The sequence below is a fragment of the Oceanobacillus sp. E9 genome (assembly GCF_001741975.1).
In the GTDB taxonomy this organism is placed as follows: Bacteria; Bacillota; Bacilli; order Bacillales; family Amphibacillaceae; genus Oceanobacillus; species Oceanobacillus kimchii.
This window is the reverse complement of sequence record NZ_LSNA01000008.1, coordinates 62,959-75,814: the sequence shown is the minus strand read 5'-3', so window position 1 is coordinate 75,814 and position 12,856 is coordinate 62,959. Positions and strand designations below refer to the sequence as shown.

Genomic DNA, 12,856 nt, shown 5'->3' with positions numbered 1-12,856 from the left:
CTTCTTTTACTTAATAGAAAAATTAATTAAATGTCTTGTCAGTAACTGGAATGTTTGAATAGGAATCATTCATCTAAAATCACACATAGTATAACTAGCCATTATTTTATTGTATCAACGTAGCATGTACCAAAAGGGGGAGAAAAAATGATATCCAAACAACAGCAACTTGAATGTAAGGAAGCATTGCTGCAAAGGCAATCGACGTTAATTGAGCAAGTGCAAAAGCATACTTTTGGATTGGATGTAGAGTTTGCACGTGAGGATGTCGGAGAACTATCCAATTATGATAATCATCCTGGAGACACTGGGACGGAATTATTTGAAAGAGAAAAAGATATTTCTTTGCAAGAGCACACGGAAAAAGAATTAGAGGACATTAATAAGGCATTACATGCATTAGAAGAGGGGAGTTATGGTATATGTACGGTATGTGGAGAAGATATACCGTATGAAAGGTTAGAGGCAATACCAACCACTGATCGTTGTATCGAGCATGCAAATGAAGGTGGTAGAGAAAGATACCGGCCAACTGAGGAGCAATCGTATAGTCCTAACCTCAATCCAGATGAAGAATATGAAGACGAACAAAATGTGTATGATAAAGAAGACACATGGCAAGATGTTAGTCGGTATGGAACATCAGAAACCCCTTCCGATTTATATGGAGACCATGAAAACTATGATGATATGTATGCTAATAGTGAGGAGCTAACAGAAGATATTAGTGATTTTGCTGCAGCTAATATTTACGGGGAATTTGAAAAAGTAATGCCAAATCATGAGAAGTATGAAGCTGATTTGGATGAAGAATGGAATTAACGAAGATTGGATTTAAAGTATGTAATATAAATTGAAATTGCGTAGGATTAATAAGAGTGGGACAAAAGTTAATTTGGAATAAATAGGTTTTGAAACCCACTTCAGTAATATACACCGCTTTCCGTGGGCGGCAGGTGAGCCTTCGTTTGCTATATGCAATCCGGAGTCTCATCTATGCCTTCTCCCCACAAGGGGCCTCCGTATATTTCTTACGCTTGTTTTATCCTAACATCCGCTTCTTTTGCCCCAATTTTTTAATGTCCCAACCTCTTTGAAATAAACCTCTAAAATATTATTCTGTCTGAAATTCATCTAATTTTAATGTGATGGAATGTACTTCACCATCACGAACATATTCGATTTTAACATGTTCACCAGCTTCTCCATTCTCATAGAGATGTTTACGTAATTCTATAATAGAAGTTACTTCATTATCATTGACTTTAGTGATTACATCAAATTGTTCCAGTCCAGCGTTATCTGCTGGAGAATTAGCTTGAACATCTGCAATAACCATACCGCCTTTCACATCATCTGGAATTTCTATCTCAGCATGATATTGTGCAGGCACTTGATTTAGTGGAGCTGTACTAATTCCGATAAGTGGACGAGACACTTCACCTGCTGTTTCTAACTGTTCAATGATAGGTAATGCTTCATCAACTGGGATAGCAAATCCAATTCCTTCTACACTGCTTTGTGCAATTTTCATGGAATTGATGCCAATAACATCTCCATTTTCATTAACTAATGCTCCACCACTGTTTCCGGGATTAATAGCAGCATCAGTTTGTAATACTTCAGTAATCCAATCTGCTCTACCATCACTATTGGTATCTACTTCTACAGAACGGTTTAACCCACTAATAATTCCTTTTGTAACTGTATTTACAAATTCCATACCAAGTGGATTTCCGATAGCAAGTACGGTCTCTCCAACTTGTGTATCTGCACTAGAACCGAAGTTAGCGATTGTATCTACATTTTCGCCATCTATTTCAAGTACTGCCAGGTCACTTAAAGAGTCTACGCCAAGTACTTCAGCAGAAACACGGTGCTCTTCATCTATAACGACTTCTACTTCTTGTGCTCCATCAACAACATGTTGATTGGTTACAACATAAGCAGTGCCGTCTTCTTTTTTATAGATAATACCAGAACCAGTGCCTGCCTCTTGACTACCCTCCCACACACTTTGCTGTTGCTTATTAATTACACCAACAACAGCTTTAGATACTTCATCGATATTTGTGGATTTTTCCGCATCATCAGAAGCTAAAGTCTGAACAATATTAGACGTTTCATTATCACCTTCTGAATTATCTTGATTACTTTCTACCGAATTATTAGAAACAGGGAGTATATTGTTACCTAACAGCATCAAGATAATAAGTGAGGAAATTATCCCGCCAATAGCTCCTCCAGAAAAACTTCGTAACCATCCCCCACGTTGTTTGTTTTTTGCAGCTTTTGATGTTGAGGAATTGCTATCAATATCGTTTTCTGATGTAGAAGCAGTTTCATTATATGGAGATGAATGGTCATCATAATAAGTCTCATCACTACTCTCTCTATCTTGTCGCTCTTGTTCAATATTTGAAGGACTTTCTCGATTCTCCTCTTCTGGAAAATTTCTTTCATCGTTATTATTGTCTCTATAATTCATGCAAAGCACCTCCAATGGATGTTGATATCTTTATTATAGGTGGTTTGAAAGGTAATCATTTGGTACAAATGTGGAAAAAATGTGTAATGACACCTTCTATTGTAATTATTAAATGAATTATGTAAAAATGTATATAACTATAAAAAGAAAAGGTGAAGGTCAATGACAGTTCATATTGGTCTAGTTGAAGACGATACAAACATTCAAAATATTGTTTCTGCGTATTTAAAAAAAGAAGGATATCAAACTACAATTTTGGATAATGCAGAGGATGGCTGGAAGCTTTGGGAAAACAACCCACCTGATATGTGGATATTAGATATTATGTTACCAGGAATGGATGGATATGAATTCTGCAAAAAAATCCGTAATGAAAGTGATGTTCCCATTATCATTATTTCTGCAAAAGATGAAGAAATTGATAAAATACTTGGACTGGAATTAGGTGGGGATGATTATTTAACTAAGCCGTTTAGTCCTAGAGAGTTAATAGCTAGAGTGAAGAGACTATTTAAACGTTCAACTTCACAACGCCAAGATGATGTGGAAGAAGACCGCGTAAAAGTAGATCAGCTGCTGGTATACAAAAATGAACGTCGGGTATTTTTTGAAGGAGAAGAATTTGAAACAACGACGAAAGAGTACGATATGCTTCTTTTACTTGCAGAAAATCCAAACAGAGCATTTTCAAGAGAAGAGTTGCTTATGAAAATTTGGGGAAATGATTATTTTGGTAGTGATCGTGCAGTTGATGATTTGATTAAACGAATACGTAAAAAAATGGGCAATATTCCATTAGAGACCGTATGGGGATTTGGATATCGCTTAAGAAAAGATGAGGAATAACAATGAAGCTTCAGTCTCAATTAAACGCTGCCTTTACGGCATTACTTCTAGTTATAATGACAACGGCGGGCTACATTATTTATTCTTTGATATTGGATCTACTCATTCAAGACGAAAAAAGACAACTAGCTGAAACTGGGGAGCTGTTGGTTAGTTTTCTTAATGAACAATATAATGATGATGTCAATAATTATCAAAATATAAATGATTTCTTACAAGATCAGGATTTACAGTTATTCTTATATGATCGAAATTTAGACACAGTATTATTTTCAACTATGAATATTACGGTCGTAAATGAATTTTTCCAACAAAACAATTTTGAGAATAATGAAGAGTTTCTATGGGAATATGGAAATGATAATTTTGTTACCTCACGTATTATTTTCTCCCCGGAGCAAACTGGATTGGAACTTATCCTATTAACTCCGATGCATGATTTGCAAGTGGTACAGCAAAATTTCTTTGTTCGTCTTCTTTTAGTATTTCTTGTTGGGGCGGTAGCTGCTGTTATACTTAGTTATTTCATGACGAATAAGCTTGTGACGCCATTGTCGCAATTGAAAACCGAGTTAAAAAAGGTAGAAAACCGTCAGTTTGATCGAATGAGCAGGGTGAAAGCAACTGGAGAAATAAAAGAAGTAGAGCAAAGTGTATATGATATGGCTCAAACGTTGGAGCAATATATGAAATCCCAACAAACATTTTTCCAAAATGCGAGTCATGAATTAAAAACACCATTAATGACGATTCAGGGATATGCTGAAGGTATAAGAGATGGAATTTTTGATGAAAAAGATACAGAAAAAGGATTAGAAGTAATGGTTACAGAGGTGAATCGACTGAAAGGAATCATTAATGAAATGATTTTACTTGCAAAATTAGATACGGAGCCTGCTGAATATACTCCTTTTCCACTTAAGGCGGATCAATTTGTACGCCAAGTAGTCGACCGAGCACATCCAATAGTAAGTGAAGAAGGTATAGAATTAAACCATCAAGTAGAGAGCGGGATTATCATTTTTGCAGATGAAGAGAAATTACTTCGTGCTTTACTTAATGTTGTATTCAATGGAATTCGTCATTCAAAATCAACTGTAAATATACAAGTATATGAAAAAGAGCAAAAGGTAATGATTGATGTAGAAGATGACGGGAGCGGTATAACAGAAGAAGATGCAGAGCATATTTTCCATCGATTTGTAAAAGGGAAAGATGGCGAGACTGGTCTTGGACTAGCAATAGCTCGTGCAATCATTGAACAAGCAGGTGGTGCTATTTCTGCATCGAATTCCGAAATTGGTGGAGCCAAATTCACTATTCAATTGCCTAGATATCAGCCGACAAATGACAATAAACAAAAGTCAAAATAACTTTCTATTTGTTACGCATGTAACTGATAGTAATACTTTTTAGACTATGCGACTTATTGAAAAGATGACTAGGGGATAAACTGTCGGTAAAAATTCGTTTCTGTTGGTCTTTTGAGACATAGCCTTATAGCATTAATATACATTGCGAGAAGAACGAAATTCCTACTGTATATATTTTCACTTTGTTTGGTTATATGGTATAATTAATTGGTTATTCATTTTGAAGATGATAGAGGAGCGTAAAATTTATGCAATTAAGAAATGATATTCGCAATATCGCAATTATTGCGCACGTTGACCACGGTAAAACAACGCTTGTGGATCAACTATTAAAATATTCTGGAACTTTCCGAGACAATGAGCATGTCGATGAACGTGCAATGGACTCTGGAGATATAGAACGTGAACGTGGAATTACAATTTTAGCTAAAAATACAGCTGTTAAATATAAAGATACAACGATAAATATTTTAGATACACCTGGGCACGCTGACTTTGGTGGAGAAGTAGAACGTATCATGAAAATGGTAGATGGTGTTGCCTTAGTAGTAGATGCATATGAAGGTACAATGCCACAAACACGTTTTGTTTTAAAGAAAGCATTGGAGCAAAAATTAACGCCGATGGTAGTGCTCAATAAAATTGACCGTCCAAATGCACGCCCAGAAGAAGTAGTTGATGAAGTACTTGATCTATTTATTGAATTAGGTGCCGATGATGAACAATTGGAATTTCCAGTTGTATATGCATCAGCTATTAACGGAACTTCAGGATTAGAGCCGGAAGAACAAGAAGAAACAATGGATCCGGTTTTCCAAACGATTTTAGAACATATTCCAGCGCCGGTTGATACGAAAGAGGAGCCTTTACAGTTTCAAGTAACCTTACTAGATTACAATGATTATGTAGGGAGAATAGGTGTAGGAAGAGTTGTTAGAGGAAGTATAAAAGTTGGCCAACAAGTGGTTGTATTAAAACAAGACGGATCTCAGAAATCATTCCGAGTTTCTAAGCTGTTTGGTTTTATTGGATTAAAACGTATTGAAATCCAAGAAGCTATAGCTGGTGATATCGTTGCACTTTCTGGTATGGAAGATTTAAACGTAGGAGAAACAGTATGTCCTGTGGAACATCCAGAGGCACTGCCTTGGTTACGTATTGATGAACCAACGTTACAAATGACATTCTTAGTCAATAATAGTCCTTTTGCCGGTAAAGAAGGAAAATTCATTACTTCTCGCAAAATTGAAGAACGTTTAATGAAACAGTTGGAGACAGATGTAAGCCTACGTGTAGACCCAACGGAATCACCAGATGTATGGACGGTATCTGGTCGTGGAGAGTTGCATCTATCTATTTTGATAGAAAACATGCGTCGTGAAGGTTATGAATTACAATTATCCAAGCCAGAAGTTATCATTCGTGAAATTGATGGTGTGAAATGTGAACCAGTAGAACGCGTACAAGTAGATGTACCAGAAGAGTACACGGGTGCAATTATGGAATCGCTAGGTGAACGTAAGGGTGAAATGATTGATATGGTCAATCAAGGAAATGGTCAAGTCCGTATTGAATTTAAAGTTCCTTCTCGTGGATTATTAGGTTATACTACTGAATTTATGTCGCAAACTCGTGGATACGGTATTTTAAATCATACATTTGATGCTTATGAGCCACTTATTAAGGGTCAAGTTGGTGGACGTCGTGAAGGTGTGTTAGTTGCACTGGAAAACGGAAAGGCATCTACTTACGGTATTATGAATTTAGAAGATCGTGGTGTGATTTTTGTATCACCAGGAACAGAAGTATATGCCGGTATGATCGTCGGAGAACATAATCGTGATAATGACTTAACGGTTAATATAACACGTGAAAAACATTTAACTAATGTTCGTTCAGCTACGAAAGATCAAACAACAACAATCCGTAAGTCTAGAACTTTATCTTTAGAGGAAGCACTGCAATATTTAAGTGATGATGAGTTTTGTGAAGTAACTCCTGAATCCATTCGATTAAGGAAGAAAATCTTAAATAAAAATGAGAGAGAAAAAGCTGCAAAGCGTAAAGCATAATAAAAAATATTAAGCTGTCGAATTAGTTTCTATACTAGTTCGACAGCTTTTTTTACAAGGCAAGAAACAGTCATGGTCCATGTGAACCGCTTCAGAGATATACTCCGCCATTCTCTCACGGGCGCTTACACTTTGCTCATAATTTAAAGAAATAAAATTGTAATAAGGGGTTTTTTTCTAGAGTAAAATGGGTAAACAATTTAGTAGTAGTTTTTTCAGTCACCATGAACCTTACTGTTGGAAATCTTATTTTATAAGGAGGATATAATGCGTATTATATACGGTCTCTTATTCTGCATCTTATTTATAACTGGATGTGCCGAACAATCCAATCCATCACCGGAAGAATCTTCAGATGCCACAACTTCGAGTAATGAGCAACAAGTCGTTGCATCTCAATTACAAACCCCTTGGGCTATTGAGCAAGTAGACGAAACGATTTATTTAACTGAACGTCCTGGTAATATAGTCGAGATCGCAGATAATGGCGAGTTAACAAGAAAGCCGGTAGAATTTATGGATGATTTAGCAGGAGAACCGGAATCTGGACTTTTAGGTATCGCATTCCCAAATGATTTTACAACTTCTAATAGAGCCTATATTTATTACTCCTATCGTACCAATAACGGTAATTTTCAACGAATTACGACTATCTCAGAACAAGGAGAATCATGGGTAGAAGAAGAAATATTGCTAGATGAAATTCCAGGTGGTACATATCATCATGGTGGAAGAATTCAGTTTGGACCAGATAATCTTTTATATATTACCGTTGGTGATGCTTCAGAACCAGAATTAGCACAAAATCTAGACAGCTTAGCAGGTAAAATTTTACGGATGAATCCGGACGGTTCCATACCAGAAAATAATCCATTTGATAATTCCTATGTGTATAGCTATGGACATCGAAATCCGCAAGGCCTGGCTTGGGATGAAAAAGGAGAATTATATGCTACAGAACATGGTAATAGTGCGTTAGATGAAATTAATTTAATAGAAACTGGAAGCAATTTTGGATGGCCTGTTATTGAAGGAGATGAAACAGGGGAAAATATGGTAAGTCCCATTATTCATTCTGGCGAAGATACATGGGCTCCATCAGGAATGGAATTTGCTAATGATGTACTCTATTTTTCTACATTAAGGGGCGAAAGTGTCAAGTCGTATAATCCTGGTGATAATGAAGTAGAAACAATATTAGAAGATGAAGGAAGAATTCGAGATGTTAAATATGGAAATAATGGATTATATATAATCACAAATAACACAGATGGCAGAGGCGATCCATCAGATAATGATGATCGGTTATTATGGATCCCATTGGAAGAGTAGTTTAGAATTCAATGATTCGTATCTTATAATTAAATAACCTATAGTATAATAAGGAATTTTAAAGGGGGAAGAAAAATTGGAACTTGATAGTAGAAAAAGAATGCATTTGCTAGAGCAAGCTTTAAATTATACACGTGTAGGAATAATCGTTACTGATCCTTCTATCGAGGATAATCCAATAATCATTGCTAATAAGGGGTTTTTAGAGCTAACTGGTTATGAAGAAAACGAAATAATTGGAAAGAATTGTAGATTCTTACAAGGTAAAGATACAGATGAACGTAGTATTCAATTGCTTCGAAAAGCAATACACAATAAAGAGTCGATCACCATTCAACTATATAATTATAAGAAAGATGGAACGGGTTTTTGGAATGAATTATCTATTGATCATATGTGGAATGAGCAAGAAAAGAAGTACTTCTTTGTAGGTGTTCAAAAAGATATTACTAATGAAAAGCAAAATGAGTTACTGTATGAGAAGAGTTTAAAAGAGATTGAAAAAATATCTACACCAATTGTTCCGATTATGAAGGATGTGTCTATTCTTCCGCTAATTGGAACCATGAATGACACGAGAATAGAAGCTCTAATAACTTCTCTCTCGGATTACTTAGAGAGTTCCGATCAACAATATTTAATTATTGATTTATCTGGTTTGTTTGAAATGGATACATATACGGTTTCTCGATTCTTGAAAATTCATCAATTTGTATCGATGATGGGAAAAGACTTACTTGTAGCAGGAATTCGACCAGATATGGCGATGAAGACTCTATCGATTCAAGATACTTGGAGTGGCATGCAAACATTTAAAGATGTAAAAATGGCAGTCGAATTCATAAAACAAAAAGAATTAAATGCTAAATAATATTGGAATCACCGAATGGAATTGTAATTTCATTCGGTTTTTCAATTAAATGAAAGCATTTGCAAAATATGTATATACAAGTTATACTGTTAACAAATAATATACTTGTATATACAAGTTTGCGATATGAAAAAAGGAGGGGAATTCCTTGGAGGAAGCAATTAGACAAGTAGTTTTAGCGCCAATGAATGGAAAGCAAATCTCGATAGATAAAGTACCTGATCCTACATTTTCACAGAAAATGATGGGGGAAGGAGTTGCTATTGAACCGATAGAAGGTGAAGTTGTAGCCCCAGCTGATGGAAAGGTAACACTTACATTTCCTACCAAACATGCAATCGGTATAACAACAAATAATGGTTTAGAAATATTAATTCATATTGGATTGGAAACAGTAAATTTAGATGGACAAGGATTTGAAGTTCATGTGTCAAAAGGAGATCAAGTACAAGCTGGAGATAGACTAGTTAGTTTTGATCTACCGTTTATAAAGGAAAATGCAGCAAGTATCATTACACCTATAATTATTACGAATAGTAATCGTGTACATGAATGGAGTTTCTCGGAAGACCAAGAGGTAGAGAAGGGAAAATCCACTCTATTTGAAGTGAAAATGAAAACAATAAACAATGGATCTTCTTCAAAAAAAGCACAAAATCAAAAAGATGATTATGCTGAAGAAGCTAAAGCAATCGTGGGAGCGGTAGGTGGTCTTGACAATATTTATGCAGCAACTCATTGTGTTACAAGACTGCGTTTTGCATTAAAAGATGATGAAGAAGTAGATCAGAAGAAGTTAGATGAGATGGATATTGTCCAAGGAACATTTGTGACAGGCGGGCAGTATCAAGTTATCATTGGCCAAGGAACTGTAGATAAAATATATAAGTCCATGGTTAATAATGTTGGAATAAAAGAATCCTCTAAAGAAGAAGTAAAAGCAGCAGGAGGAAAAAAACAAAATGCATTACAGCGTGGTGTAAAAACATTAGCCGATATATTTATCCCGATATTACCTGCGATTGTAACAGCAGGTCTGTTAATGGGAATAAATAATTTACTTGCAAACGAAGGTGTCTTCTTTGATGCGTCAGTGGTGCAAGTATATCCTTCTTGGGCTGGAATAGCCGATATGATTAATATCATTGCTAATACGGCTTTTACCTTTTTACCAGCATTAATTGGATGGTCAGCGGTGAAGCGGTTTGGCGGTAATCCGCTTTTAGGAATTGTTCTTGGTTTAATATTAGTACATCCAGATTTATTAAATGCACATTCCTATAGTAATGCAGTGAGTAATGGAGATACTATTCCGACTTGGAATTTATTTGGATTAGAAATTGAAAAAATCGGTTATCAAGGTCAGGTCTTACCGGTTTTAGTAGCTGCTTGGGTATTAGCTAAAATTGAAATATGGTTAAGACGTAAAGTAATTGATTCATTACAACTACTTGTTGTTGCACCAGTTGCATTATTAATTACTGGGTTTCTTGCATTTACATTAATTGGACCAGTTACGTTTACAATTGGTGGATGGATAACAGATGGTATCGTAACTATATTTGAAGCAGCTCCAATTATTGGTGGAATGATTTATGGAGCAATTTATGCACCATTGGTAATCACAGGAATGCATCACACATTTCTTGCAGTAGATTTACAATTAATAGGTTCAACAGGAACGACATTCTTATGGCCAATATTGGCATTATCTAATATTGCCCAAGGTGCTGCAGTATTCGCGATGATGTTTGCATTAAAAGATGAAAAATTAAAAGGCCTGGCTGGCACGTCAGGGATTTCTGCTTGGTTAGGAATAACAGAACCAGCTATGTTTGGGGTCAACTTGCGCTTTAAGTATCCATTCATTGCAGCAGTATTAGGAACTTCTATAGCAGGGGCTTTTATTACGTTGCAAAATGTTCTTGCTACAGGAATAGGAATTGGTGGAATGCCGGCATTTTTATCTATCGTTAATCATACTTGGGGAGCTTTCTTTATCGGGATAGCAATAGTAGTCATTATTCCATTCTTATTAACGTATTTCATCGCAATAAGAAAACAACGTACAAGTAATAAATAAGTCAGTGCCTGCAAAAAAGCAATTCCGTCTGCAATGGAAATCAAACAGCGCAGCATTCGGAATTTCATACCAAATTCCTTAATTGTGGAAATTGATTCAAATAAGTTTAGGAGTGAATTCAACATGGCAGAGTCAGCATGGTGGCAAAAAGCAGTAGTATATCAAATTTATCCAAAGAGTTTTCAAGATACAACAGGAAATGGTATGGGAGATATACAGGGGATAATTTCCAGACTTGATTATATAGAGAAACTTGGAGTAGATGTCATCTGGTTAACACCTATCTATCAATCCCCACAAAATGATAATGGATATGATATTAGTGATTATTACACGATTGACCCAGCGTACGGAACGATGAAGGATTTTGAACAACTATTAAAGGAAACACATACACGTGGTATGAAATTAATTATGGATTTAGTCATTAATCATACTTCCACCTCCCATAAGTGGTTTCAACAAGCAAAATCTTCTAAAGAAAACCCATTTCGAGATTTCTATATTTGGAAAGATCCTGTAGGGGATGCAAAGCCGTCAAATTGGAAGTCAAAATTTGGTGGATCTGCGTGGGAATTGGATGAAAATACTGGACAATATTATTTACACTTATTTGATACTTCTCAAGCAGACCTTAATTGGGAAAATGAAGAGATGAAAACTAAACTAGTTGATATGATGGGATATTGGGCGGAAAAAGGTATTGATGGATTTCGTTTAGATGTCATTAATCTTATTTCTAAAGATCAATCCTTTCCCGATGATGATATAGGAGATGGAAGGCGTTTTTATACAGATGGACCAAAAGTTCATAAGTATTTACATGAAATGAATCAGCGCGTATTTTCTAAATACAATATGCTTACTGTAGGGGAAATGTCTTCTACTTCATTAGAGGAGTGCATCCGTTATACGAGACCGGAAAGGCAGGAATTAACAATGACATTCCAATTCCATCATTTGAAAGTAGATTACCCAGGTGGGCAAAAGTGGACGAAAGCTCCTTTTGATTTCTTAGAATTAAAACGAATCTTATCTGAATGGCAAGTTGGTATGCATGAAGGAAATGGATGGAATGCTCTATTCTGGTGCAACCATGATCAACCAAGGGTAGTATCGCGTTTTGGGGATGACAAGACGTATTGGAAAGAATCTGCAAAAATGCTTGCATCTACGTTGCATATGATGCAGGGTACTCCTTATATTTATCAAGGAGAAGAAATAGGAATAACGAATCCATATTTTGAAAATATAGATGAATATAGGGATGTTGAAAGTTTAAATGCGTTTCAAGAAATGAAGGAAGACGGCAAATCATTGTCTGACATTATGGAGATTTTACAACATAAATCTCGGGATAACGGCAGAACTCCTATGCAATGGTCTGCAGATAAACATGCTGATTTTACAACAGGGGAACCATGGATAAAACCAGTATCAAATTATAGTACTATTAATGTAAACAGTGCATTAAAAGATAGTGAATCGATTTTTTATCATTATCAAAAACTCATTAAATTACGTAAAAAGTATGATATTATTACTTATGGTGATTATCAGCTATTATTAAAAGACCATCCATCTGTATTTGCTTATGAACGAAAATGGATGAATGAAAAAATAGTAGTTGTGAGTAATTTCTATGAAGAATCGGTTACGGTCCGTCTCCCTATCGACGAAGGAGATAAAGTCAAAGTCTTGATTTCAAATTATAAAGACGTTAAAGATTCTTTATCTGAATTGCACTTACGTCCTTATGAATCCATTGTTTATTTTATTAACTAAAGAGGT

9 protein-coding genes are annotated in these 12,856 nt (G+C 35.6%); 8 read left to right on the top strand and 1 reads right to left on the bottom strand.

From position 1 onward, the window contains the following. The first annotated feature begins 147 nt into the window (after window positions 1–147). Entirely contained in the window at window positions 148–822 is a 675-nt protein-coding gene (locus AQ616_RS14015; protein WP_069686046.1) for a yteA family sporulation protein, read from the top strand. A 292-nt stretch (window positions 823–1,114) separates the two neighbouring features. On the opposite strand, the gene AQ616_RS14010 is transcribed toward AQ616_RS14015, so the two are convergent. After that, on the bottom strand, window positions 1,115–2,488 hold the full coding sequence (locus tag AQ616_RS14010) for a S1C family serine protease (protein WP_069686045.1): 1,374 nt from the start codon (window positions 2,486–2,488) through the stop codon (window positions 1,115–1,117). Between the two features lie 162 nt (window positions 2,489–2,650). On the opposite strand from AQ616_RS14010, the gene AQ616_RS14005 reads away from it, so the two are divergent. From AQ616_RS14005 to treC, 7 genes are all read left to right on the top strand, one after another. Then, window positions 2,651–3,334: a response regulator transcription factor gene (locus tag AQ616_RS14005; RefSeq protein ID WP_017795665.1), complete on the top strand. Its 684-nt coding sequence runs from the start codon at window positions 2,651–2,653 to the stop codon at window positions 3,332–3,334. Between the two features lie 2 nt (window positions 3,335–3,336). Then, a complete protein-coding gene (locus tag AQ616_RS14000; RefSeq protein ID WP_069686044.1) occupies window positions 3,337–4,707 on the top strand; it encodes a sensor histidine kinase in 1,371 nt (456 codons plus the stop codon). 248 nt (window positions 4,708–4,955) lie between these two features. Then, window positions 4,956–6,779 carry a translational GTPase TypA gene (typA, locus tag AQ616_RS13995; protein ID WP_017795667.1) on the top strand — a complete coding sequence of 608 codons (1,824 nt, stop codon included), beginning with the start codon at window positions 4,956–4,958 and terminating at the stop codon, window positions 6,777–6,779. A 267-nt stretch (window positions 6,780–7,046) separates the two neighbouring features. Beyond that, window positions 7,047–8,111, top strand: coding sequence for a PQQ-dependent sugar dehydrogenase (locus tag AQ616_RS13990; RefSeq protein ID WP_069686043.1), 1,065 nt, complete (start codon window positions 7,047–7,049; stop codon window positions 8,109–8,111). Between the two features lie 76 nt (window positions 8,112–8,187). Beyond that, entirely contained in the window at window positions 8,188–8,982 is a 795-nt protein-coding gene (ytvA, locus tag AQ616_RS13985) for a YtvA family blue-light photoreceptor (protein WP_017795669.1), read from the top strand. A 184-nt stretch (window positions 8,983–9,166) separates the two neighbouring features. Continuing rightward, window positions 9,167–11,065: a PTS system trehalose-specific EIIBC component gene (gene treP / locus AQ616_RS13980; RefSeq protein ID WP_069686265.1), complete on the top strand. Its 1,899-nt coding sequence runs from the start codon at window positions 9,167–9,169 to the stop codon at window positions 11,063–11,065. 123 nt (window positions 11,066–11,188) lie between these two features. Then, complete coding sequence (gene treC / locus AQ616_RS13975) at window positions 11,189–12,850, top strand: alpha,alpha-phosphotrehalase (RefSeq protein ID WP_069686042.1); 1,662 nt, start codon at window positions 11,189–11,191, stop codon at window positions 12,848–12,850. Window positions 12,851–12,856 lie beyond the last annotated feature (6 nt).

Coding starts and splice junctions, on each gene's coding strand:
- AQ616_RS14005 (WP_017795665.1), top strand. CDS start 2,651: ATGACAGTTCATATTGGTCTAGTTGAAGACGATACAAACATTCAAAAT.
- AQ616_RS14010 (WP_069686045.1), bottom strand. CDS start 2,488: ATGAATTATAGAGACAATAATAACGATGAAAGAAATTTTCCAGAAGAG.
- treC (WP_069686042.1), top strand. CDS start 11,189: ATGGCAGAGTCAGCATGGTGGCAAAAAGCAGTAGTATATCAAATTTAT.
- AQ616_RS14000 (WP_069686044.1), top strand. CDS start 3,337: ATGAAGCTTCAGTCTCAATTAAACGCTGCCTTTACGGCATTACTTCTA.
- AQ616_RS14015 (WP_069686046.1), top strand. CDS start 148: ATGATATCCAAACAACAGCAACTTGAATGTAAGGAAGCATTGCTGCAA.
- AQ616_RS13990 (WP_069686043.1), top strand. CDS start 7,047: ATGCGTATTATATACGGTCTCTTATTCTGCATCTTATTTATAACTGGA.
- typA (WP_017795667.1), top strand. CDS start 4,956: ATGCAATTAAGAAATGATATTCGCAATATCGCAATTATTGCGCACGTT.
- treP (WP_069686265.1), top strand. CDS start 9,167: ATGAATGGAAAGCAAATCTCGATAGATAAAGTACCTGATCCTACATTT.